The organism is Leclercia sp. UBA7405, assembly GCF_037152215.1.
In the GTDB taxonomy this organism is placed as follows: domain Bacteria; phylum Pseudomonadota; class Gammaproteobacteria; order Enterobacterales; family Enterobacteriaceae; genus Enterobacter; species Enterobacter pneumoniae.
The window spans coordinates 1,660,517-1,682,821 of record NZ_JBBCMR010000001.1; the positions used below are offsets into that span (position 1 = coordinate 1,660,517).

The 22,305-nt window shown below is 54.8% G+C and carries 23 protein-coding genes; 13 read left to right on the forward strand and 10 right to left on the reverse strand.

Annotated elements, in window-relative coordinates:
- Positions 1 to 84: 84 nt before the first annotated feature.
- From sapA to pdeR, 9 genes are all read left to right on the forward strand, one after another.
- Positions 85 to 1,725 carry an ABC transporter substrate-binding protein SapA gene (sapA, locus tag WFN75_RS08125; protein WP_336995997.1) on the forward strand — a complete coding sequence of 547 codons (1,641 nt, stop codon included), beginning with the start codon at positions 85 to 87 and terminating at the stop codon, positions 1,723 to 1,725.
- On the forward strand, positions 1,722 to 2,687 hold the full coding sequence (gene sapB / locus WFN75_RS08130; protein WP_046885228.1) for a putrescine export ABC transporter permease SapB: 966 nt from the start codon (positions 1,722 to 1,724) through the stop codon (positions 2,685 to 2,687). Before sapA ends, sapB begins: the two co-directional genes overlap by 4 nt.
- A complete protein-coding gene (gene sapC / locus WFN75_RS08135) occupies positions 2,674 to 3,564 on the forward strand; it encodes a putrescine export ABC transporter permease SapC (protein ID WP_046885227.1) in 891 nt (296 codons plus the stop codon). Before sapB ends, sapC begins: the two co-directional genes overlap by 14 nt.
- Positions 3,564 to 4,556, forward strand: coding sequence for a peptide ABC transporter ATP-binding protein SapD (sapD, locus tag WFN75_RS08140; RefSeq protein ID WP_336995998.1), 993 nt, complete (start codon positions 3,564 to 3,566; stop codon positions 4,554 to 4,556). The genes sapC and sapD overlap by 1 nt, the downstream gene beginning before the upstream one ends.
- A 1-nt stretch (position 4,557) precedes the next feature.
- A complete protein-coding gene (sapF, locus tag WFN75_RS08145) occupies positions 4,558 to 5,364 on the forward strand; it encodes a putrescine export ABC transporter ATP-binding protein SapF (RefSeq protein ID WP_040075381.1) in 807 nt (268 codons plus the stop codon).
- A gap of 125 nt (positions 5,365 to 5,489) precedes the next feature.
- Positions 5,490 to 6,278 (forward strand): enoyl-ACP reductase FabI, encoded by a 789-nt coding sequence (fabI, locus tag WFN75_RS08150; RefSeq protein WP_336995999.1) that lies wholly within the window; start codon positions 5,490 to 5,492, stop codon positions 6,276 to 6,278.
- 170 nt (positions 6,279 to 6,448) lie between these two features.
- Positions 6,449 to 7,438 carry a CMD domain-containing protein gene (locus tag WFN75_RS08155; RefSeq protein WP_207291840.1) on the forward strand — a complete coding sequence of 330 codons (990 nt, stop codon included), beginning with the start codon at positions 6,449 to 6,451 and terminating at the stop codon, positions 7,436 to 7,438.
- An 87-nt stretch (positions 7,439 to 7,525) separates the two neighbouring features.
- Positions 7,526 to 9,460 carry an exoribonuclease II gene (locus WFN75_RS08160; RefSeq protein ID WP_046885224.1) on the forward strand — a complete coding sequence of 645 codons (1,935 nt, stop codon included), beginning with the start codon at positions 7,526 to 7,528 and terminating at the stop codon, positions 9,458 to 9,460.
- Between the two features lie 323 nt (positions 9,461 to 9,783).
- The gene (pdeR, locus tag WFN75_RS08165) at positions 9,784 to 11,775 is read left to right on the forward strand and encodes a cyclic di-GMP phosphodiesterase (RefSeq protein ID WP_046885223.1); all 1,992 of its coding nucleotides are present in this window, start codon (positions 9,784 to 9,786) and stop codon (positions 11,773 to 11,775) included.
- Here pdeR and WFN75_RS08170 read toward each other — a convergent pair.
- Complete coding sequence (locus tag WFN75_RS08170) at positions 11,772 to 12,641, reverse strand: crotonase/enoyl-CoA hydratase family protein (RefSeq protein ID WP_207291841.1); 870 nt, start codon at positions 12,639 to 12,641, stop codon at positions 11,772 to 11,774. The genes pdeR and WFN75_RS08170 overlap by 4 nt on opposite strands.
- Before the next feature lie 192 nt (positions 12,642 to 12,833).
- On the opposite strand from WFN75_RS08170, the gene WFN75_RS08175 reads away from it, so the two are divergent.
- The 3 genes from WFN75_RS08175 to osmB all read left to right on the forward strand — a co-directional run bounded on the left by WFN75_RS08175 (position 12,834) and on the right by osmB (position 14,346).
- Complete coding sequence (locus tag WFN75_RS08175) at positions 12,834 to 13,016, forward strand: YciZ family protein (RefSeq protein WP_040075375.1); 183 nt, start codon at positions 12,834 to 12,836, stop codon at positions 13,014 to 13,016.
- Positions 13,017 to 13,104: 88 nt separating this feature from the next.
- Positions 13,105 to 13,857 carry a DNA-binding transcriptional regulator YciT gene (gene yciT / locus WFN75_RS08180; RefSeq protein ID WP_336996000.1) on the forward strand — a complete coding sequence of 251 codons (753 nt, stop codon included), beginning with the start codon at positions 13,105 to 13,107 and terminating at the stop codon, positions 13,855 to 13,857.
- A gap of 270 nt (positions 13,858 to 14,127) precedes the next feature.
- Positions 14,128 to 14,346 (forward strand): osmotically-inducible lipoprotein OsmB, encoded by a 219-nt coding sequence (gene osmB / locus WFN75_RS08185; protein WP_040075373.1) that lies wholly within the window; start codon positions 14,128 to 14,130, stop codon positions 14,344 to 14,346.
- A 70-nt stretch (positions 14,347 to 14,416) separates the two neighbouring features.
- On the opposite strand, the gene yciH is transcribed toward osmB, so the two are convergent.
- The 5 genes from yciH to pgpB all read right to left on the reverse strand — a co-directional run bounded on the left by yciH (position 14,417) and on the right by pgpB (position 18,068).
- Entirely contained in the window at positions 14,417 to 14,743 is a 327-nt protein-coding gene (gene yciH, locus WFN75_RS08190) for a stress response translation initiation inhibitor YciH (protein ID WP_336996001.1), read from the reverse strand.
- Entirely contained in the window at positions 14,743 to 15,480 is a 738-nt protein-coding gene (gene pyrF / locus WFN75_RS08195; protein WP_336996002.1) for an orotidine-5'-phosphate decarboxylase, read from the reverse strand. Before pyrF ends, yciH begins: the two co-directional genes overlap by 1 nt.
- A gap of 187 nt (positions 15,481 to 15,667) precedes the next feature.
- A complete protein-coding gene (gene lapB / locus WFN75_RS08200; protein ID WP_040075369.1) occupies positions 15,668 to 16,837 on the reverse strand; it encodes a lipopolysaccharide assembly protein LapB in 1,170 nt (389 codons plus the stop codon).
- 6 nt (positions 16,838 to 16,843) lie between these two features.
- Complete coding sequence (locus tag WFN75_RS08205; RefSeq protein WP_040075368.1) at positions 16,844 to 17,152, reverse strand: LapA family protein; 309 nt, start codon at positions 17,150 to 17,152, stop codon at positions 16,844 to 16,846.
- Between the two features lie 151 nt (positions 17,153 to 17,303).
- A complete protein-coding gene (pgpB, locus tag WFN75_RS08210) occupies positions 17,304 to 18,068 on the reverse strand; it encodes a phosphatidylglycerophosphatase B (RefSeq protein ID WP_207291846.1) in 765 nt (254 codons plus the stop codon).
- 176 nt (positions 18,069 to 18,244) lie between these two features.
- Between pgpB and ribA the strand changes: the two genes are divergently transcribed.
- Positions 18,245 to 18,835: a GTP cyclohydrolase II gene (ribA, locus tag WFN75_RS08215; RefSeq protein ID WP_040075365.1), complete on the forward strand. Its 591-nt coding sequence runs from the start codon at positions 18,245 to 18,247 to the stop codon at positions 18,833 to 18,835.
- Between the two features lie 49 nt (positions 18,836 to 18,884).
- On the opposite strand, the gene acnA is transcribed toward ribA, so the two are convergent.
- The 4 genes from acnA to WFN75_RS08235 all read right to left on the reverse strand — a co-directional run bounded on the left by acnA (position 18,885) and on the right by WFN75_RS08235 (position 22,301).
- On the reverse strand, positions 18,885 to 21,560 hold the full coding sequence (acnA, locus tag WFN75_RS08220) for an aconitate hydratase AcnA (protein ID WP_040075364.1): 2,676 nt from the start codon (positions 21,558 to 21,560) through the stop codon (positions 18,885 to 18,887).
- A 174-nt stretch (positions 21,561 to 21,734) separates the two neighbouring features.
- A complete protein-coding gene (gene ymiC, locus WFN75_RS08225; protein ID WP_327061775.1) occupies positions 21,735 to 21,833 on the reverse strand; it encodes a small membrane protein YmiC in 99 nt (32 codons plus the stop codon).
- A 133-nt stretch (positions 21,834 to 21,966) separates the two neighbouring features.
- Positions 21,967 to 22,137, reverse strand: a complete 171-nt coding sequence (locus tag WFN75_RS08230; protein WP_207291848.1) for a hypothetical protein — start codon at positions 22,135 to 22,137, stop codon at positions 21,967 to 21,969.
- Between the two features lie 2 nt (positions 22,138 to 22,139).
- On the reverse strand, positions 22,140 to 22,301 hold the full coding sequence (locus tag WFN75_RS08235; RefSeq protein ID WP_080346611.1) for a YmiA family putative membrane protein: 162 nt from the start codon (positions 22,299 to 22,301) through the stop codon (positions 22,140 to 22,142).
- Between the last annotated feature and the right edge of the window lie 4 nt (positions 22,302 to 22,305).

Here is a 22,305-nt window from a genome sequence, read left to right on the forward strand (position 1 = left end):
ATCAGCACTTACCCGCAGACATTTTTACCTGGCAGGCGTAAGTGCGATACACTTTGCAGATTGAATCTAAAAACCCTAAATATTATGCGTCTGGTTTTCTCGTCCCTGATTGCACTCGGCCTGTTCAGCAGCCAGGCATTCGCCGTCCCCTCCCCTGCGAATCGCACTGATATTCGCGAAAGCGGCTTTGTCTACTGCGTAAGTGGCCAGGTCAATACCTTCAATCCGCAGAAAGCGAGTAGCGGGCTGATCGTTGATACGCTCGCCGCTCAGCTCTACGATCGCCTGCTGGACGTCGATCCCTATACCTACCGGTTAGTGCCTGAACTGGCTGAAAGCTGGCAGGTGCTGGATAACGGCGCGACTTACCGTTTCCGTCTGCGCGACGACGTTGATTTCCAGACTACGCCGTGGTTTAAACCGACCCGCAAACTCAACGCGGACGACGTGGTCTTCACATTCCAGCGGATCTTTAATCGCCAGCATCCCTGGCACTATATTAACGGTGAGGCTTTCCCGTACTTCGATAGCCTGCAGTTCGCTGACACCGTTAAGGATGTGCGAAAAATCGATGCCCATACGGTTGAATTTTCACTCTCCCGACCGGATGCCTCTTTCCTCTGGCATCTGGCGACGCACTACGCCTCGGTGATGTCTGCTGAATATGCCACCGTTCTGGCACAGCGCGATCAGCAAGAGTTGCTGGACCGCCAGCCCGTGGGAACCGGCCCCTTCCAGTTGGAGGAGTATCGCGCTGGCCAGTATATCCGCCTGCAGCGACATGCCCACTTCTGGCGTGGGACACCACTGATGCCTCAGGTGGTGGTCGATTTGGGTTCCGGCGGTACGGGCCGCCTTTCAAAATTGCTGACCGGTGAGTGTGATGTTCTGGCCTGGCCGGCCGCCAGCCAGTTAACGATTCTGCGTGATGATCCGCGCCTGCGCCTGACTCTGCGCCCCGGCATGAACATTGCCTACCTGGCCTTCAACACCAATAAACCGCCGTTGAATAATCCGGCGGTGCGTCATGCCCTGGCGCTGGCTATCAATAATCAGCGGTTGATGCAGTCTATCTATTATGGTACCGCTGAAACGGCGGCATCGATCTTACCGCGCGCCTCGTGGGCTTATGATAATGAGGCTAAAATTACGGAGTACAATCCGGCTAAATCGCGCGAGCAGTTAAAAGCGCTCGGCGCCGAGAATCTCACCCTGCAGCTGTGGGTCCCCACCAGCTCGCAGGCCTGGAACCCCAGCCCGCTGAAAACCGCCGAATTGTTGCAGGCGGATCTGGCGCAGGTGGGGGTGAAAGTGGTGATTGTGCCGGTCGAAGGGCGTTTCCAGGAGGCGCGCCTGATGGATATGAATCATGACCTCACGCTCACGGGCTGGGCGACGGACAGTAATGATCCGGACAGCTTTTTCCGCCCGCTCATGAGCTGCGCGGCGATCGATTCGCAAACCAACTACGCGCACTGGTGTAATCGGGAATTCGACGCTGTGCTGCAGAAAGCGTTGGCCACCCAGCAACTTGCGGCGCGCATTGATGCCTACGATGAAGCCCAGAGTATTCTGGCGAAAGAACTGCCGGTGTTACCGCTGGCCTCTTCCCTGCGTCTGCAGGCTTACCGCTACGATATGAAAGGCCTGGTACTCAGTCCGTTTGGCAATGCGTCCTTTGCGGGCGTCTCTCGTGAGAAACCGGAAGAGGTGAAAAAACCGTGATTATTTTTACCTTACGCCGGCTGGTATTGCTGCTTATTACCCTCTTCTTCCTGACCTTTATTGGCTTCAGCCTGAGCTATTTCACCCCTCATGCGCCGCTGCAGGGGGCATCGTTATGGAATGCCTGGGTATTCTGGTTTGACGGCTTGTTGCACTGGGACTTTGGCGTCTCCAGCATTAATGGTCAGCCCATTTCCGAGCAGTTAAAAGAGGTCTTCCCGGCGACCATGGAGCTCTGTATCCTCGCTTTCGGTTTTGCGCTGATGGTTGGTATTCCCGTGGGGATGCTGGCCGGGATCACCCGCAATAAATGGCAGGATAAGCTGATAAGCGCCTTCGCACTGCTGGGCTTCTCAGTGCCGGTCTTCTGGCTGGCTCTGTTGCTGACGCTGTTCTTCTCGCTGACTCTCGGCTGGCTGCCGGTATCAGGGCGCTTCGACCTGCTCTATAACGTGAAAACCGTCACCGGTTTTGCCATCATCGACGCCTGGTTATCTGACTCCCCGTGGCGCCACGAGATGATCGTCAGCGCCGTGAGTCATATGGTTTTACCGGTGCTGACCCTTGCCGTGGCCCCCACCACGGAGGTGATTCGCCTGATGCGTATCAGTACCATTGATGTGTTTGATCAGAACTACGTCAAAGCCGCCGCGACGCGCGGACTATCGCGCCTGACGATTCTGCGCCGCCATGTGCTGCATAATGCACTGCCGCCGGTAATACCTCGTCTGGGCTTACAGTTTTCGACCATGTTAACGCTGGCGATGATCACCGAGATGGTCTTTAGCTGGCCGGGTCTGGGTCGCTGGCTGATTAACGCTATTCGCCAGCAAGATTACGCCGCCATTTCTGCGGGCGTGATGGTAATAGGTGCACTGGTGATCATTGTGAACGTGATCTCCGATATTCTGGGCGCTATGGCTAACCCACTGAAACATAAGGAATGGTATGCCTTACGATAGCGTTTACAGCGAAAAACGCACCCCCGGTGCGCTACGCACCGCGTGGCGTAAATTCTACGGAGACACGCCGGCAATGGTCGGCCTTTACGGCTGTGGTGGCCTGCTGCTGCTCTGTCTGTTAGGCGGCTGGTTTGCCCCTTATGGCATCGATCAGCAGTTCCTCGGTTATCAGTTGTTGCCGCCGTCCTGGTCGCGCTATGGCGAGGTCTCATTCTTTCTGGGGACCGACGATCTGGGGCGCGATCTCCTGAGCCGTTTGTTAAGCGGCGCGGCCCCTACCGTGGGCGGTGCGCTAATCGTCACACTTGCCGCCACCCTGTGCGGTCTGGCGCTGGGCATTCTGGCCGGGGCGACGCATGGCCTGCGCTCGGCGGTGATGAACCATATTCTTGACACCCTGCTGTCGATTCCGTCACTGCTGCTGGCCATTATCGTGGTGGCCTTTTTCGGGCCTCATTTGAGCCACGCCATGTTTGCCGTCTGGCTGGCGCTGCTGCCACGCATGGTGCGCTCGGTCTACAGCCTGGTACATGACGAACTGGAGAAAGAGTATGTTGTGGCGGCGCGCCTTGATGGCGCCACCACCCTGAACATTTTATGGTTCGCCGTGCTGCCCAACATCGCCTCGGGGATGGTGACAGAGATCACCCGCGCCCTGTCGATGGCAATTCTGGATATCGCGGCCCTCGGCTTTCTTGATCTTGGCGCGCAGCTCCCTTCGCCTGAATGGGGCGCGATGCTCGGCGACGCGCTGGAGCTTATTTACGTGGCGCCCTGGACGGTGATGCTGCCCGGCGCGGCGATTATGGTTAGCGTACTGCTGGTCAACCTGCTGGGCGACGGCATTCGCCGTGCGATTGATGCGGGGGTGGAATAATGCCATTACTGGATATTCGCAATTTAACGATCGAATTCAAGACCAGCGAAGGCTGGGTCAAAGCCGTCGATCGGGTCAGCATTACCCTGAGCGAAGGCGAGATTCGCGGACTGGTAGGAGAATCCGGTTCGGGTAAAAGCCTTATTGCCAAAGCCATCTGCGGCGTGGCAAAAGACAACTGGCGGGTCACGGCCGACCGTATGCGCTTCGATGATATAGACCTGCTGCGCCTTTCCGCACGCGAGCGGCGTAAGCTGGTGGGCCATAACGTATCGATGATCTTCCAGGAGCCGCAATCCTGTCTCGATCCGTCTGAACGGGTGGGTAAACAGCTGATGCAGAACATCCCCGGCTGGACCTATAAAGGTCGCTGGTGGCAGCGTTTTGGCTGGCGCAAGCGCCGTGCCATTGAGTTACTGCACCGGGTCGGGATAAAAGATCATAAAGATGCCATGCGCAGTTTCCCTTACGAGCTGACAGACGGCGAATGTCAGAAGGTGATGATTGCCATCGCGCTGGCGAACCAGCCACGTCTGCTGATTGCCGATGAACCCACCAACGCGATGGAGCCCACCACGCAGGCGCAGATTTTCCGCCTGCTGTCGCGGCTGAATCAAAATAACAACACCACCATTTTGCTGATCAGCCATGATCTGCAAATGATGAGTAAATGGGCAGATAAAATTGACGTGATGTACTGCGGCCAGACGGTAGAAACCGCATTCAGTGAAGATCTGGTGACCACACCGCATCACCCTTATACCCAGGCGCTGATCCGCGCGATTCCCGATTTTGGTAGTGCGATGCCGCATAAAAGCCGGCTTAATACCCTGCCCGGCGCCATCCCTCTGCTGGAGCATTTACCCATTGGCTGTCGTCTTGGGCCGCGCTGCCCTTATGCGCAGCGTAAATGTATTGAGACGCCGCGCCTGACCGGGGCCAAAAACCATCTGTTCGCCTGCCATTTCCCGCTGAACATGGAGAGAGAGTGACATGGTCGACACACTGCTGGAAGTGCGCAATCTCAGTAAAACCTTTCGCTATCGCACCGGTTTGTTCCACCGCCAGAACGTCGAGGCGGTCAAGCCGCTGAGCTTTGCGCTGCGTGAAAAGCAGACGCTGGCGATTATTGGCGAGAACGGTTCGGGTAAATCGACGCTGGCAAAAATGTTGGCCGGAATGATTGAACCCACCGACGGTGAGATCCTGATTGACGATCATCTGCTGAAGTTTGGCGACTACTCTTTCCGTAGCCAGCGCATCCGCATGATTTTTCAGGATCCGTCGACCTCGCTCAACCCGCGCCAGCGCATTTCGCAAATTCTGGATTTTCCGCTACGTCTGAATACCGATCTCAGTGCCGAAGCGCGGCGTAAGCAAATAATCGACACCCTGCGTATGGTGGGTCTGTTGCCGGATCATGTGAGCTATTATCCACACATGCTGGCACCGGGGCAGAAACAGCGTCTGGGCCTCGCCCGCGCCCTGATCCTCCGCCCGAAGGTGATCGTTGCCGATGAAGCATTGGCCTCGCTGGATATGTCGATGCGTTCCCAACTGATTAATCTGATGCTGGAGTTACAGGAGAAACAGGGGATCGCCTATATTTATGTGACCCAACATCTGGGCATGATGAAACATATCAGCGATCAGGTACTGGTGATGCACGAGGGCACCGTGGTTGAGCGTGGTAGTACGGCGTCGGTGCTTGCTTCTCCGCTGCATGACCTGACAAAACGGTTGATAGCCGGGCATTTTGGCGAAGCTTTAACCGCCGATGCGTGGCGAAAAGACAGGTGACTCCCCCCTGTTTGAGTGGTCGGATTAACTAACTTCGCGACACATGCTATTATCGCCGCGTTTTAACGACGGTCGTCCACAAATGATGACGATCGCCACAACAATGAATATAAGGATTAAGAGCTATGGGTTTTCTTTCCGGTAAGCGCATTCTGGTCACTGGCGTTGCCAGCAAACTGTCCATCGCATACGGTATCGCACAGGCTATGCACCGTGAAGGCGCTGAGCTGGCGTTCACCTACCAGAACGAGAAGCTGAAAGGCCGTGTGGAAGAGTTTGCCGCGCAGCTGGGGTCCAGCATCGTTCTGGAATGTGACGTTGCTCAAGATGAAAGCATCGATGGCATGTTCACTGAGCTGGCAAAAGCATGGCCGAAATTTGACGGCTTCGTGCACTCTATCGGTTTCGCACCGGGCGATCAGCTGGACGGCGACTACGTCAATGCCGTAACCCGTGAAGGCTTTAAAATCGCGCACGACATCAGCTCCTACAGCTTCGTGGCGATGGCGAAATCCTGCCGCACTATGCTGAATCCAGGCGCTGCCCTGCTGACCCTCTCTTATCTGGGCGCAGAGCGTGCAATCCCTAACTACAACGTTATGGGTCTGGCTAAAGCCTCTCTGGAAGCGAACGTACGCTACATGGCGAACGCAATGGGTCCTGAAGGCGTGCGTGTTAACGGCATCTCTGCGGGTCCAATCCGTACGCTGGCTGCCTCCGGTATCAAAGATTTCCGTAAAATGCTGGCGCACTGCGAAGCGGTTACCCCGATTCGTCGTACCGTTACCATTGAAGACGTGGGTAACTCTGCGGCCTTCCTCTGCTCTGACCTCTCTGCAGGTATCTCCGGCGAAGTGGTTCACGTTGATGGCGGTTTCAACATCGCAGCAATGAACGAGTTGGAAATCAAATAAGCTTGTCCTGTTACCCGGCGGCGTACGCCGCCGGGTGCTTCCTTCCCTTCTCCCTCGCTTCACCCCGACCTTATATACCGTTCTGCTATTTGTTATCACTTAACAATATTTTTCCCTCCGTATGGGTTACGCCAGGATATTGATCGCCATTTTGAGATCAAGGAACGCCCATGGAACAACGCCGTCTTTCTGGTAAAGGTCACTGGTATCACGAAACCCAGTCTAATCACTGTCCGGCTGATGTTCTGCCCCTGGTGCCTGAAGCCGCTTACGTCGACGACCGTTTTTTGCTCGATTTAGCCCTCTCTGAAGAGACCCTGTCCGCGCATGAAGGCTGGCTGGCGCCTGCGCGGGAGCTCTGTAGCTTGCTCTTCCCTCTGCGGGTACCGGTATCGCGTTTACGAACCCTGAGCGCATATGACCGCCTGAGTACCGCCCTGACGGTCGCTCAGGTCTGTGGCGTGCAACGTTTATGCAATCACTACGCAGCCCTTCTCGCCCCGCTCCCCGGCCCGGACTCCTCGCGTGAAAGTAACCGCCGCCTTGCCGAGATTACCCAGTACGCCCGCCAGCTTGCCAGCTCGCCCGATGTCATCGACACCAAAGCCCAGCAGCAACTGGATGAAGTGGGTTTAACCACCTATGACGTGATAGTGATTAACCAGATTATCGGCTTTGTCGGCTTCCAGGCGCGCGTCGTCGCTGCGTTTCAGGCGATGCTGGGCCACCCGGTACGCTGGTTGCCAGGCCACCCTGGTTCGTCGCAACCGCTGATTGAGGAGGCGCAGCTGAGCGACTGGCAGGCGATTCTGCCGGTGGTGGCGCTTCCCGACGCCAGCGCACAACAGCTGGAGTCCCTGGCCCGCTGGCAAAACCAGCCCGCGTTACAACACCTGGCACCGGTGCTATGCCATGAGCCGGCGCTGCTGGAACGCACCGGTCAGATCCTGACAAGCGGAGTAGAGACCGTATCGACCTGCCCCGCCGCAGTCACCGCAGTCGAACTGCTGAGCTGCTCGCCAGACCGCTTTAGCGCTGCGCAATTCGCCCCGCTTATCCGGGAAGACGTTACCGCAACCCGGGCGATCAACCTGCTCGCCTGGAGCGCATTTTGTGGCTGGCTAAACCGCCTGAAGATCGCGCTACGTAAGGTCGAATAACCCTTCTTTTTACCGAAAGAGCGCTTGCTGAAGACCTAAGAATCGCGTAAAACTGTCAGCCGCTCATTGGCTACGAAAATAGACACTATGCTTCAGGACAACCCGCTGCTTGCGCAGCTAAAACAGCAGCTTCATTCTCAGACGCCCCGCACTGAAGGGGTTGTAAAAGCCACGGAAAAAGGCTTTGGCTTCCTCGAAGTCGATGCGCAGAAAAGCTACTTCATCCCGCCTCCGCAGATGAAGAAAGTGATGCACGGCGACCGTATCGTCGCTGTGATTCATACCGAAAAGGAACGCGAATCCGCCGAGCCGGAAGAGTTGATCGAGCCGTTCCTGACCCGTTTCGTTGGTAAGGTTCAGAGAAAAGACGACCGTCTTTCTATTACGCCGGACCATCCCCTGTTAAAAGATGCCATTCAGTGCCGTGCCGCACGGGGCGTTGAACACGATTTCAAAGAAGGCGACTGGGCCGTTGCTGAAATGCGCCGCCATCCGCTGAAAGGCGATCGCTCCTTCTATGCTGAACTGACCCACTTTATCACCTTCGGCGACGACCACTTCGTGCCATGGTGGGTAACCCTGGCGCGCCATAATCTTGAAAAAGAGGCGCCAAACGGCGTGGCGACGGAGATGCTGGATGAAGGTCTGGAGCGTCAGGATCTGACTGCCCTGAACTTTGTCACCATTGATAGCGCCAGCACCGAAGATATGGACGATGCGCTGTACGTCGAAGAGCGTGCCGATGGCAAACTGGCGCTGACGGTGGCTATCGCCGACCCTACCGCCTGGGTTGCCGAGGGGAGCAAGCTGGATGACGCGGCCAAAATCCGTGCGTTCACCAACTATCTGCCGGGCTTTAATATCCCAATGTTGCCGCGTGAACTCTCTGATGACCTGTGCTCTCTGCGCGCCATGGAAGTTCGCCCGGTGCTGGCCTGCCGTATGACCATCGCGACGGATGGCACCATCGAAGATGACATCACCTTCTTCGCGGCAACCATCGAATCGAAAGCGAAGCTGGTGTATGACAACGTCTCAGACTGGCTGGAAAATAGCGGTAGCTGGCAGCCTGAAAACGACGCCATTGCCGACCAGATTCGTCTGCTGCACCGCGTATGCCAACGCCGTAGCGAATGGCGTCAGACTCATGCGCTGGTCTTTAAAGATCGACCAGACTATCGCTTTATTCTGGGCGATAAAGGCGAAGTGCTGGATATCGTGGCAGAACCGCGCCGCATTGCTAACCGTATCGTTGAAGAGTCAATGATTGCGGCCAACATCTGTGCAGCCCGCGTATTGCGCGACAAACTTGGTTTTGGCATCTACAACGTCCATACCGGTTTCGACCCGGCCAACACCGAAGCGCTGGCGGCTCTGCTCAAAACCCACGATGTGCATGTTGATCCGCAAGAGGTGCTGACCCTCGAAGGTTTCTGCAAATTGCGTCGTGAGCTGGATGCCCAACCGACCGGCTTCCTCGACAGCCGTATTCGTCGCTTCCAGTCATTCGCGGAAATCAGCACCGAGCCCGGTCCCCACTTCGGCCTTGGCCTGGAAGCCTACGCGACCTGGACCTCACCTATTCGTAAGTATGGCGACATGGTGAACCATCGTCTGCTGAAGGCTATCATTAAAGGCGAAACCATTGCCCGTCCCGGCGATGAGACTACCCTGCAGATGGCCGAGCGCCGCCGCCTGAATCGCATGGCCGAGCGCGATGTCGGTGACTGGTTATATGCCCGCTTCCTCAACGATAAAGCCGGTACGGAGACGCGTTTCCCGGCCGAAATTATCGATGTCAGCCGTGGCGGCATGCGCGTACGTCTGGTGGACAATGGTGCGGTGGCGTTTATCCCTGCGCCATTCCTGCACGCCGTACGCGACGAGCTGGTCTGTAGCCAGGAAAATGGCACAGTGCAGATCAAAGGCGAAACGGTGTACAAGGTCACCGAAGTGATCGATGTCACCATTGCGGAAGTCCGTATGGAAACCCGCAGCATTATCGCCCGCCCTGCGGTCTAATAACCCGCTGAAATGTCGGCTGCACCTCTTTCAGGGCAGCCGACATTTTTTATTCTGCGTTAAACCTCGCATTCATCACTTTTCCTCGCTCTTTTCCCCCACAATCCGCCAAAAGCGATCACAATTATCTATAGCTTCGGTGCGGTAGCATCACGATATTGTAGAATTTTCATTCACTTTTACCCCTTTTCATTATTCTCGTTCTAATATAAGAAAACAGGGAAAAAACAATAATTTCATCTCGTGAATACCCTTCGGAACTGGTGGTGTACGCGAATGAAAATGCGCATTGTGAGCGCTATTAAGCGGGCCCGGGAGAGAACATGATTGACGATCTGGAGCAAAATTTGCTGTTTCGTTATATGGGCACCCTCAGTCCCTGGTGGCGCCTGACAGCCGACAGTAACGCGCTCCACCTTGCTGCCAGCGAGAGTTCCGATACCACGCAGGTGGTCGCCCTGACGGATGAACAGGCCGACAGCATTCGCGAGATGACCGTTATTACCTCCAGCATTACCATGACACTTTCGCTCTATGGCACCGACGTCCCGGTGCATCTGGTTGGCCGTAAAATCAATAAAAAAGAGTGGGCTGGTACCGCCTCTGCCTGGAACGACACCCCTTCCGTTGCGCGGGATCTGGCCCAGGGGCTCTCTTTTGCCGAGCAGGTGGTCTCTGAAGCCAACTCCGTGATTGTCATTCTCGACCGACACGGCAATATTCAGCGTTTCAATCGTCTGAGCGAAGAGTATACCGGCCTGAAAGAGCAGGAAGTCATCGGCCAGAACGTCTTTAAACTCTTTATGAGCCGCAGCGAAGCGGCTGCCTCACGGCGTAATATCAGCGGTTTTTTTCGTAACGGCAGCTCCTATGAGGTGGAACGCTGGATCAAGACCCGTAAAGGTCAGCGCCTGTTTCTCTTTCGTAATAAATTCGTCCATAGCGGTAGCGGAAAAAATGAGATCTTCTTGATCTGCTCAGGCACGGATATTACGGAGGAGCGCCGCGCCCAGGAACGACTGCGCGTGCTGGCGAATACCGATACCATTACGGGCCTGCCTAACCGAAACGCCATCCATGAAATGATCAGCGATGCTATTGCGCAGCGCGGAGAGGGTCAGGTGGGCGTGGTCTATCTCGACCTGGATAATTTCAAAAAGGTGAACGATGCCTACGGGCACATGTTTGGCGATCAGCTCCTACAGGCCGTCGCGCTGGCGATTTTGAGCTGCCTTGAAGAGGGGCAGGTTCTTGCGCGCCTGGGTGGGGATGAGTTTATTGTTCTGGCGACTGACACCTCCCAAAGCTCGCTGGAGGCGATGGCCTCACGCATTTTAACCCGTCTGCGGCAGCCCTTTCGCATCGGTCTCATCGAAGTCTACACGGGTTGCTCACTGGGTATTTCCCTTGCGCCTCAGCACGGCACCGATCGCGAGAGCGTGATCCGTAACGCCGATACGGCGATGTACACCGCCAAAGAGAGTGGCCGTGGTAAATTTACGGTCTTCTCACCAGAGATGAATCAGCGCGTATTTGAGTACCTGTGGCTGGATACCAACCTGCGCAAAGCGCTCGATAATGACCAGTTAGTGATCCACTACCAGCCCAAGATTACCTGGCGCGGAGAAGTCCGGAGCCTGGAGGCGCTGGTGCGTTGGCAATCGCCCGAACGCGGGCTGATCCCTCCCATGGAGTTTATCTCCTACGCGGAAGAGTCCGGGCTCATTGTGCCTCTCGGGCGCTGGGTGATGCTCGATGTGGTGCGCCAGGTGGCCAAGTGGCGTGATAAGGGAATCAACTTACGGGTGGCGGTTAACGTCTCAGCGCGGCAGCTCGCGGATCAGACCATTTTCAGCGATCTGAAACAGGCCCTGAAAGATTTGAATTTCGAATACTGTCCGATTGATGTAGAACTCACCGAAAGTTGCCTGATTGAGAATGAAGAGCTGGCGTTGTCAGTGATCCAACAATTCAGCAAGCTGGGATCGCAAATTCATCTGGATGACTTTGGTACTGGATACTCATCCCTCTCTCAGCTGGCGCGTTTTCCCATTGACGCTATCAAGCTCGACCAGGCCTTTGTGCGGGATATTCATAAACAGTCCGTCTCTCAATCGCTGGTGCGTGCCATTGTGGCCGTGGCGCAGGCCCTGAATCTGCAGGTGATCGCTGAAGGGGTGGAGAGTGCGAAAGAAGACGCCTTTCTGACAAAGAATGGCGTCAATGAACGACAGGGATTTCATTTTGCTAAACCTATGCCCGCGACTGCCTTCGAGCGTTGGTTTAAACGCTACCAGTCACGCAATGCCCGCTAGCTCGCTTTACGCAATCCGGAGGCGGTGTGACGATCCTGCAGCTGAACCAGCCGTTCCATATAGGCGATATCTTTCGGTTGCAGGCAGAATGCGGCATCTACCCAGTCCTCAGTGATATCCATCAGTTCGCTACGGGGTAACTGCATCACGCGCTGCCGGGCCCGCAACATCGCCCGAACACCATTCATTTTGGGCTGCAGGGTATCAATAAAGGTCCGTGTCGCCACATAGCCTTGCCCCGGCTCAAAAAGCACGTCCACCAGTCCATGCTGCTGGTACCACTCCGCCGTGTGTGACTCCCCTTTGTAAATCAGCTCTTCGGCCAGTTTCATGCCGGAACGACGCGCAACCAGCGAGTAGCCGCCCATCCCCGGAAAGAGGTTGAAGGCGATCTCCGGGAACCCTAAGCGCACATCTCGCTGGGCCAGCAGAAAGTGATGGGCCAGCGCCGCCTCAAAGCCTCCACCCAGCGCGCTCCCTTCGACCATCGAGAGGGAAATCGCCCCGGTATCAAAGCCCCTTGAGGCCGCATGGACACAATCAACGCAGGCGCGGGCGTAAGCGCGTAAGGCTTCGCGTCGGCCATGCTGGATACACTCCACGAAGAAACGTAAATCACCTCCTGCATTGTACATATCCGGTACCAGCGAGCCGGTCACCCAAAAGTCGACGATAAAGCCCGATTGCCGCACCAGCCATGACATATTCATGATCTCTTCGATCAGCGCATGATTAAAACAGGGTCGCGGCTGAGCGCGCAGCATCATCCAGACGGTACGTCTCTCCTCCTCGTAATATCCCGCTAACTGCGTGAATCGTTCCGTATCAGTAAAGAGTTTACAGGTCACCTGATTGATAATAGTCATACTCTATTTCCTCTTGGAAAAAAGCGCGTTGCGCGCAGAGTTAGACTAATCCACTGCTAAAGTACCCATCATGTTGAGCGTTAAAAATATCACTATCATTTATGTCATTTGGTGAGAACACATTTTCCCTTCTCTTTTGCCCTCATTTTCTGCATCATTGAATTTATTCACTTTTCATTTAAGGATGAGATTATGTCTGATATCAATGCACTGAAAGTGGCTCAACGTATTGATACCGTGCTGGATATCCTGGTCGCAGGCGATTATCACTCTGCTATTCGTAATCTCGAGATTTTAAAAAGCGAATTACTGACCCAGGCGGGGAGCGAACCCGCTTCCGATGCCCCTCAGCCGAAAGCGCCATGGGAGGTGTGAGGTATTCACGACCTCATGCGTGCTCCGTAGTGAGTTATCTCTGTTTTAACCATTAACCAACGGTGCTTACCGTTTTGATATGGATGCTATGAATTCCCGACAACAACAAATTCTGCAGATGGTGATCGACAGAGGGCGCGTCAGCGTCGTCGAGCTGGCGAAAACAACCGGCGTGTCGGAAGTGACCATCCGCCAGGATCTCAACCTGCTTGAAAAAATGAGTTATCTGCGTCGCGCGCACGGCTACGCGGTTCCGCTCGACAGTGAAGATGTTGAAACGCGGATGATGAATAACTATGCCCTGAAGCGTGAACTGGCGGAGTTTGCCGCCTCACTGGTGAACAACGGCGAAACGGTCTTCATTGAGAATGGCAGTAGCAATGCCCTGCTCGCCCGGACGCTGGCAGAGCAGAAAGAGGTGACTATCGTCACCGTCAGCAGCTATATCGCCCATCTGCTTAAGGAGACGCGCTGCGAAGTGATCCTGCTGGGCGGTATTTATCAGAAGAAGAGCGAAAGCATGGTTGGCCCGCTGACGCGGCAATATGTTCAGCAGGTGCATTTCAGTAAAGCCTTTATCGGCATTGATGGCTGGCAGCCTGAGACCGGCTTTACCGGGCGTGACATGATGCGTTCCGATGTCGTCAACGCAGTGCTGGAGAAAGGCGGCGAAGCGGTGGTACTGACCGATAGCTCCAAGTTTGGTGTTGTTCACCCTTATATGATGGGCCCCATCTCGCGCTTCAGCCGGGTCATTACGGATAACGGCCTTAAAGCGGAGCATCAGCAGCAATTAGAACGTGACGGACTCATCGTCGATATCGTAAAAAAACCTGACTGATCCCCTCCTCTTCGCCCGATTATTCGGGCGAATTAACCCCTCGCGTTGTATGAGACTATTCCGACCATTTCTTTAAGACTATTTACCTGTCTGCTGAATGATTAAGACGTAAAATTAATGTTAGCGATATAACAGGAAGTAACTATCACCTGCGTGATTTTGTAACGCCTGCGCGACAAGGTTTCATGGATAACGGCAACTGAGTATGTAAATAAGCTATACTTAGATTGATTATGTGTTCCATGAATCAATAATTCAGGAGAACGTATTATGTCTTTACTTACCAGCAAGAAATTAACTGCTGCCGTGGTGGCAGTGACTCTGGCAATGTCTTTGAGCGCATGTTCCAACTGGTCCAAACGCGATCGTAACACCGCTATCGGCGCGGGTGCTGGTGCTATCGGTGGTTCAGTCCTGACCGATGGCAGCACGCTGGGTACCTTAGGTGGTGCAGCAGTGGGCGGTATTATCGGCCACCAGGTAGATTAATTAAGTTAGTCAGCTTCACGCTATTGAATTTAATGCCACGGCCAATGCCGTGGCTTATTTTTTGCCTTTTTTAACCGCCTGCCAGTTTGACTTTCATCCCTTTGGCTTCCAGCAGCGATTTAATAAGATCGCGTTTATCCCCCTGGATTTCTATTACGCCATCTTTTACTGCGCCGCCGCAGCCACATTTCTTTTTTAATTCCGCGGCTATCTGCACCAGCGTAGCATCGTCAGCATCAATACCGGTAACCAGACATACGCCCTTCCCTTTCCGCCCGCTGGTCTGGCGCTGAATACGCACAATACCGTCCCCTTTCGGTCGTTCTGGGGAAGATTTGGGTTCATCGATACGCCTGGTTTCAGTTGAGTAAACCAGACGACTATTTGTATCGCGCATTACGCCCCCTTATTCAGTGATGCGTTGATGGCACGCAGGGTTTGCGCCGGATCGGCAGACTGGGTCACCGGACGCCCAATAACCATATAGTCTACGCCGGCAATCTGCGCCTGTTCCGGCGTCATGATACGACGCTGGTCGCCCGCATCGCTGCCCACCGGACGAATCCCTGGCGTCACCAGCTTGAAGGACTGACCCAGCTCACTCTTAAAGCGAACCGCTTCCTGAGCGGAACAGACCACGCCATCGAGGCCACAGTTTTGGGTCAGGCGTGCCAGTCGTTCTGCGTGCTCCGCTGGCGTGAGCGTAATGCCCAGATCGAGCAAGTCGCTGGCTTCCATGCTGGTGAGCACGGTAACCGCAATCAAGAGCGGGGCATCGCTGCCAAACGGTATCAGCGCTTCGCGCGCTGCTGTCATCATTCGTGCACCGCCGGAGGCATGAACGTTCACCATCCATACACCCAGATCTGCAGCTGCCGCTACGGCATGCGCGGTGGTGTTAGGAATGTCGTGAAATTTAAGGTCGAGGAAGATTTCAAACCCGCGCTGCTGCAGATCACGGACAATTTGCGGCCCGAACAGCGTAAACATCTCTTTACCCACTTTCAGACGGCAGTCGCGTGGGTCGATGCGATCAACAAAAGCCAAAGCGTTATCACGATTGTTGTAATCAAGGGCGACAACAACAGGAGAGGATGTAACTACGCGGGAAGATGATGAAGCTAAAGACGTCATGACCTGGCCTTCTCGTCGATGGGCGCCGCACCGGCGCGGGATAGATAAACGGCGAGCATTCTACCTGTGAGTGCTAAAAATTAACAGAAACCATTTAAACCCTGTCAGGCCACAGGCCGCACGGAGTCAAAGGGAGGCAGATGAACCACTAATAGTATGTTGTAACTAAAGTGAGGTTTTTTAAAAATTACTGCCCATCCAGCCCGCGAATCGGCTTAATGGTATTCCATGCCCGGCACGACGGACAGTGCCAGTAAAGGGTATAGGCCGTAAATCCACACTTCTGACAGCGAAAACGCGGCTTGCTGCGTACCTGTTCACCCACCATGTCGCGCAGCACCATCAGACTCTCTTTGGCGCGCCCCTCTTCGGCATCATGAAGGTGATAGTCCATCAGTTTATGAAATACGCGCATGGTTGGATGGCGCTGTAGCTGACGGTTTATATAGAGCTGCGCCGTGTCGCTACCTTCATGCTGTTCGATGACATCTGCCAGCATCAGCTCGGCGCTGGCCCCGGTGTTCTCTTCCACGCAGCGGCGCAGGAAAGCGACCCACTCCTCGGGTTTGCCCAACTGCTGATAGCAGGTTTGCAGCATCTCTAAGGTTTCGCTAACCAACTCTTTATCTTGATCAATGACGCGCAGCAAGCTCTCCACGGCTTTGTTATATTCGCCTTTGGCCATAAACACCCGGCCGAGCATGATGGAGATACGCGCGCTATTACGATCCGCCGCGGCGCCTTTTTTCAGCAACGCAATAGCGCGATCCATATCCTCGCTGCCCATCTGCTGCAGCGCAAGTTCGCAGTAGAAATGGGCAATTTCGCCGCGCTGTTTATCTTTACCCAATTTCACCAGCCGCTCAGCCACCTCGATCGCTTTTTGCCAGTCACTGGTAGCCTGGTAAATTTGCAATAACTGCTGCAGGGCGCTGATACGGAAATCGGTTTCGTCCACCAGCTGATTGAACATATCTTCCGCGCGGTCATAAAGCCCGGCGGCCATATAGTCACGACCAAGCTGTTGAACGGCAAGCAGGCGCTGATCGTAGGTTAACGACGCGCTCTCCATTAAGGTCTGGTGAATACGAATTGCACGGTCAACTTCTCCGCGGGAGCGGAAGAGGTTACCGAGGGTGAGGTGAGCCTCAACGGTGCCGGTATCTTCTTTCAACATCTCAAGGAACAGGTCTACCGCTTTATCCTGTTGATTGCTCAGCAGGAAGTTAACCCCTGCCACATAGTCACGTGACAGGCGGTTGGCTTCATCCTGTTTTGTCTGTTGCGCACTTCTGCGGCCCATATACCAGCCATAGGCTGCGGCGACAGGCAAAAGCAGAAACAACAACTCCAGCATCTTCGATTATTCCTTCGCGACCGGCACACCTGAAGTTACCGGAACGTCGGCCGTGGGCGCGATCTGATATTCAAGACGTTTAATTTTTCGTTCAGCACGGGCCAACGAGACGCGTACTTTAAGCCAGAATAGCCCGCAAATTAGCCAGCCGATCGCAAAGCCTGCTGCAAAAAGCACCGCCAGCAGACTTGAAATTCGATACTCGCCCTGCGCCAGCAGATAATTGAAAGTTACCTGTTGATCGTTTTGCGCACCTAATGTGACGGAAATGACAAAAATCGCCAATACCAGTAAGAAAATGAGTAAATATTTCACATTACTTCCCGTTATGTGGTTTGAGCGAATAAAGTGTGTTCAACATACCGCAATCAGCCTTATAACCTATCATTTTAAGGGCTGGCGCGAAACGGAAAAAGTCGCGCGCCAGATTAGGATCTGCGGGTTAAATCGCGATTTTCAACCGCGGTCAGCTTTCCGCGTCCCGGGTGGCGATTTCTCGCTCTTCTTCTTTCGGCGGCATCAGCGGTCCACAGACTCGCTCAGCAATCCAGGTGGCAAGCGTCACCAGCAGCCATGATATAAGCGTAGCGACGATCAGATCGACCGGCCAGTGCATTCCCAGGAGCAGACGGCTGCCCATCACCCCCGTGGCCCAGGCCAGCAGAACGACGATGGTGATGGTGCGCCGGCGTGGCCATAACAGCCCAACGCCCAGCAACGCCCAACTGGCGGCAAACATGGTGTGGCCCGAAGGAAAGGCAAAACCCGTCTCTTTTTGCCAGTGCTTGCGTAAGAATTTCGGAATATCAGTCTGCTCGGCAAGCTGCTCTTTCACCAGTTCACCGCGCGCCTTACGCTTTAAATTGTAGAAGTCGTTTACCGGCACCTGGTGCTCTTTTTCGAGCCAGACAACATAAGGACGCGGTTCTTGCGCGCGTTCTTTAACCCAGGATTTCACCCCCTGCCCCACGGCAATCGATCCCCCGAGAATGGCAAACAGCATGATGGCGGCACGTAGACGAAAGCGCAAACACCATAAGAACCAGAGACAGAGTAGCGTATGGGTAATAATGCCCCAGGGTTGGGTGACGGTTTCGGTTACCCAGAACAGGGTTTTCAACCAGGCGCTGCTGCCTCCTGGCTGCCACTGCCAGCCGGAGATCCAGACGGCGGCGGGCATAATGAGCAATATCCCTGCTCCTACCGCCGTACGGCGGGCAATTGAAAGCATGTCGACTCCTTTTATCGGTAAGCCCAACAATCATAACCGAAAATTCATCGACAGGTAAAAATGTCGGATTGTGCGTTTAACGTTCGTATAGCGGGCGTGGATTAGGTGAACCTGCGCAGCTTGTGGCAAAATAAGCAGATAAAGAGAGCCGAACAGGCACATTTCTGGAGAATCACATGCAGCTTAAACGTGTGGCAGAAGCCAAACTGCCTACCCCCTGGGGCGATTTCCTGATGGTGGGTTTTGAAGAACTGGCAACCGGGCAGGATCATGTTGCGTTAGTCTACGGAGACATTTCCGGTCAGACGCCGGTACTGGCACGCGTGCACTCTGAATGTCTGACGGGCGACGCGTTGTTTAGCCTGCGTTGTGACTGCGGGTTCCAGCTCGAAGCTGCCCTCTCGCATATTGCTGAAGAGGGGCGCGGTATACTGATGTATCACCGTCAGGAAGGACGTAACATTGGCCTGCTGAATAAAATACGGGCCTATGCGCTGCAGGATCAGGGTTACGATACCGTCGAAGCGAACCATCAACTGGGCTTCGCGGCCGATGAGCGTGATTTTACGCTGTGCGCGGATATGTTTAAGCTGCTGGGCGTAGACGAAGTGCGTCTGTTGACCAACAACCCACGTAAGGTCGAAATTCTGAGCGAAGCGGGCATCAATATCGTGGAGCGCGTGCCGCTGATCGTCGGACGTAACCCGAAAAACGCCCATTACCTGGATACGAAAGCCGCCAAGATGGGCCATCTCCTCGGCGAATAAACGCGATAAAAATGAATGCCCGGCCATCGCTGCCGGGCATTTTTTTGCGTTAGTTAAGCATGTTTCGAATGACGTAATGCAGGATGCCGTCGTTCTGGTAGTAGGTTAACTCGGTTGCGGTATCAATACGGCAGCGGCATTCCAGCACTTCCGTTTTGCCGTCGGCACGCGTCAGCGTAACCGGCACGGTCGCACCCGGTTTCAGATTTTGAAGATCGCGAATATCGATCTTCTCCTCACCCGTCAGCCCCAGCGTTTTCCGTGATTCGCCCTGCGGGAACTCCAGCGGCAAGATGCCCATCCCAATCAGGTTTGAACGGTGGATACGCTCGAACGACTCGGCAATCACCACCCGCACGCCTAACAGACGTGGCCCTTTCGCCGCCCAGTCACGGCTGGAGCCAGAGCCATACTCTTTCCCGGCGATAACCGCCAGCGGCGTGCCTTCCTGCTGATAGGCCATGGCCGCATCGTAGATCGACACCACCTCGCTGCCTGGCAGGTGACGGGTCATGCCCCCCTCTACGCCCGGAACCATCTCATTACGAATGCGAATATTGGCAAAGGTACCGCGCATCATCACTTCGTGGTTACCCCTGCGCGAACCGTAGGAGTTAAAATCACGACGCTCTACACCGCGGCTTTGCAGGTAACGCCCTGCCGGGCTGTCGGCCTTAATACTGCCCGCCGGGGAGATATGGTCCGTGGTCACCGAGTCCCCCAGCATTGCCAGGATCCGGGCCCCGTGGATATCCTCCAGCGGTTTTGGCTCGGCACCCATATCGTCAAAGAATGGGGAGAGGCGAATATAGGTCGAGTCGCTCTGCCAGCTATAGGTATCTGAGCGTGCCACTTCGATATTTTTCCACTCAGGTGTGCCTTCAAAGACTTCGGCATACTCTTTGCGGAACATATCGGTTGAGACCTGCTCAACCGCGCGGGATATCTCCTGCGCCGATGGCCAGATATCTTTCAGGTAGACCGGGTCGCCTTTGCGGTCATGCCCCAGCGGATCGGTTGCCAGGTTGATATTCATGTTCCCCGCCAGCGCGTAAGCCACCACCAGCGGCGGCGAAGCCAGCCAGTTCGTTTTTATCAGGGGATGAATACGACCTTCAAAGTTACGGTTGCCAGACAGCACCGCACCAACGGTGAGGTCACCCTGCTTAATCGCCTGTTCGATAGGCTCCGGCAGCGGCCCCGAGTTGCCGATACAGGTCGTACAACCGTATCCCACCAGGTTAAAGCCCAGCTCATCAAGGTATGGGGTAAGTCGGGCCTGCGCCAGGTAATCTGATACCACTTTCGAACCCGGTGCCAGCGAGGCTTTGACCCAAGGCTGACGCTTCAGGCCCAGCGTGACGGCTTTTTTCGCCAGCAGCCCGGCGGCCATCAGCACGCTGGGGTTGGAGGTATTGGTACAGGAGGTGATCGCCGCGATAGCCACCGCGCCGTCCGGCAGCTGGTAGGCGTGGCCGTTCATGGAATAATCGACGGGACGGCGATCTTTCTGCGCCGTATTGACCTCAAGCTCGGTGCTCGCGGCAAAGGCTTTCGGTACATCCCCCAGGGCAACACGATCCTGGGGGCGTTTTGGTCCGGCCAGGCTCGCCTCTACGCTGCCCATGTCCAGCGCCAGCGTACTGGTGAAGACGGGCTCATCTCCCGCATTACGCCACATACCTTGCGCCTTGGCATAGGCTTCTACCAGTGCCACCTGCTCCTCGCTGCGGCCACTTAGACGCATATAGTCGAGGGTGACGCCATCGATAGGGAAGAAGCCGCAGGTTGCGCCATATTCTGGCGCCATATTGGCGATGGTGGCGCGGTCCGCCAGCGGAAGAGAATCCAGTCCGTCCCCGTAAAATTCGACGAATTTGCCCACTACCCCGTGCTTACGCAGCATCTGGGTGACGGTCAATACGAGGTCAGTGGCGGTGATGCCCTCGCTGAGTTTGCCGGTCAGTTTGAAACCGACCACATCAGGAATAAGCATTGATACCGGTTGACCAAGCATCGCCGCTTCGGCTTCGATACCGCCGACGCCCCACCCCAGTACCCCAAGGCCGTTGATCATAGTGGTATGCGAATCCGTGCCAACCAGCGTGTCCGGATAGGCCACCCACTCTTTATCCTGAAGTTCGCTCCAGACCGCTCTGCCCAGATATTCAAGGTTTACCTGATGGCAAATCCCCGTTCCGGGCGGTACGACACTAAAGCGGCTAAATGCCTGTTGTCCCCACTTCAGGAAGACGTAGCGCTCGTGGTTGCGCTCCATTTCCAGACGCACGTTCTCTTCAAAGGCATCGTCATCACCAAAGTGGTCAACGGTAACGGAGTGGTCGATAACAAGGTCAACGGGGGAGAGAGGGTTCACTTTTGCGGTATCACCGCCCAGCCGTTTAACGGCTTCACGCATGGCGGCCAGGTCAACAACGGCAGGCACGCCCGTAAAGTCCTGCATTAAAACCCTGGCGGGGCGGTAGGCGATCTCCCGGTCAGCATGGGCGGTTTTCAACCAGCCGGCGAGCGCGCGAATATCTTCAAGCGTGACGGAAGTTTCATCCTGCCAGCGCAGCAGGTTTTCCAGCAACACTTTTAACGACTTGGGTAGACGCGCAATATCCCCAAGTTCCCTGGCAGCCAGCGGCAGACTGTAGTAATGGTAAGTTTTATTCTCAGCCTGCAATGTGTCCTTACTGGCTTCGCGTAGGGTTAACGACATAAGCTCCTCCTTAATTACAGGGATTGCGATGTCCTGACAGTTATCAGGGCTGTAATTAAAGATAACACAAAGAGAACGTAACGTTTTGATAACAACCCAAATTGATAAATTAGCGGGATAAATCTGAATAAGGACGCATAAAAAACCCCGCACACAGGCGGGGTTTTTAAGCAATCAGTTGATTGTCATCCAGATTAGCTGGCACCAGAAAAGGATCGACAGTGAAAACGCGCCCATCCAGGACCAGTATTTGATACTGCGCATATTATTCATCATTGCGACACCAGTCATATATTTATTCGTAAGGGTTGAGGTTTTACTCAGTAATATTGCTGATGTGTATTTATTAATGAGTACAAAAGCGCGGCGAGTAATTGGACAATTACGCGGAGCGGCAAAAACTAAATTATTGTTTTTTCGGTTCGTCTTCTGCGAACGCGTCAATAAAAGCTTTCTGCTGCGGCGACAGCTTCCAGGAAGCCGGCACGTTAGCCTTTTCAGGTTTACGCGTGTCGCGCGCTGTGTCACGGTGCTGACACATTAGCTTGATGGTTTCAAACCGCTCCTGAACAGCCATAGTTAACCCCAAAAGTGCCAGACGAGGAGCGCAACAACCACCCAAAACAGTGCTGAGCCAAGGAATACGGCGAGCCAGGCTTTACGCTTGAGCTGCGGGTCCCTTTGCGGTTCTTCACTTCCTGATGGCATTGCTATCCTCTTGCAATCGATTTCGCTTATCATTTCG

Bases quoted from the DNA above. Each gene is read 5' to 3' on its own strand.
- sapA (WP_336995997.1), top strand. From the start codon at position 85: ATGCGTCTGGTTTTCTCGTCCCTGATTGCACTCGGCCTGTTCAGCAGC.
- sapC (WP_046885227.1), top strand. From the start codon at position 2,674: ATGCCTTACGATAGCGTTTACAGCGAAAAACGCACCCCCGGTGCGCTA.
- WFN75_RS08155 (WP_207291840.1), top strand. From the start codon at position 6,449: ATGGAACAACGCCGTCTTTCTGGTAAAGGTCACTGGTATCACGAAACC.
- WFN75_RS08175 (WP_040075375.1), top strand. From the start codon at position 12,834: ATGTCTGATATCAATGCACTGAAAGTGGCTCAACGTATTGATACCGTG.
- yciH (WP_336996001.1), bottom strand. From the start codon at position 14,743: ATGCGCGATACAAATAGTCGTCTGGTTTACTCAACTGAAACCAGGCGT.
- acnA (WP_040075364.1), bottom strand. From the start codon at position 21,560: ATGTCGTTAACCCTACGCGAAGCCAGTAAGGACACATTGCAGGCTGAG.
- pgpB (WP_207291846.1), bottom strand. From the start codon at position 18,068: ATGCTTTCAATTGCCCGCCGTACGGCGGTAGGAGCAGGGATATTGCTC.
- ribA (WP_040075365.1), top strand. From the start codon at position 18,245: ATGCAGCTTAAACGTGTGGCAGAAGCCAAACTGCCTACCCCCTGGGGC.
- yciT (WP_336996000.1), top strand. From the start codon at position 13,105: ATGAATTCCCGACAACAACAAATTCTGCAGATGGTGATCGACAGAGGG.
- lapB (WP_040075369.1), bottom strand. From the start codon at position 16,837: ATGCTGGAGTTGTTGTTTCTGCTTTTGCCTGTCGCCGCAGCCTATGGC.
- sapD (WP_336995998.1), top strand. From the start codon at position 3,564: ATGCCATTACTGGATATTCGCAATTTAACGATCGAATTCAAGACCAGC.
- ymiC (WP_327061775.1), bottom strand. From the start codon at position 21,833: ATGAATAATATGCGCAGTATCAAATACTGGTCCTGGATGGGCGCGTTT.
- pyrF (WP_336996002.1), bottom strand. From the start codon at position 15,480: ATGACGTCTTTAGCTTCATCATCTTCCCGCGTAGTTACATCCTCTCCT.
- osmB (WP_040075373.1), top strand. From the start codon at position 14,128: ATGTCTTTACTTACCAGCAAGAAATTAACTGCTGCCGTGGTGGCAGTG.
- WFN75_RS08235 (WP_080346611.1), bottom strand. From the start codon at position 22,301: ATGATAAGCGAAATCGATTGCAAGAGGATAGCAATGCCATCAGGAAGT.
- WFN75_RS08230 (WP_207291848.1), bottom strand. From the start codon at position 22,137: ATGGCTGTTCAGGAGCGGTTTGAAACCATCAAGCTAATGTGTCAGCAC.
- WFN75_RS08170 (WP_207291841.1), bottom strand. From the start codon at position 12,641: ATGACTATTATCAATCAGGTGACCTGTAAACTCTTTACTGATACGGAA.
- sapF (WP_040075381.1), top strand. From the start codon at position 4,558: ATGGTCGACACACTGCTGGAAGTGCGCAATCTCAGTAAAACCTTTCGC.
- fabI (WP_336995999.1), top strand. From the start codon at position 5,490: ATGGGTTTTCTTTCCGGTAAGCGCATTCTGGTCACTGGCGTTGCCAGC.
- WFN75_RS08160 (WP_046885224.1), top strand. From the start codon at position 7,526: ATGCTTCAGGACAACCCGCTGCTTGCGCAGCTAAAACAGCAGCTTCAT.
- pdeR (WP_046885223.1), top strand. From the start codon at position 9,784: ATGATTGACGATCTGGAGCAAAATTTGCTGTTTCGTTATATGGGCACC.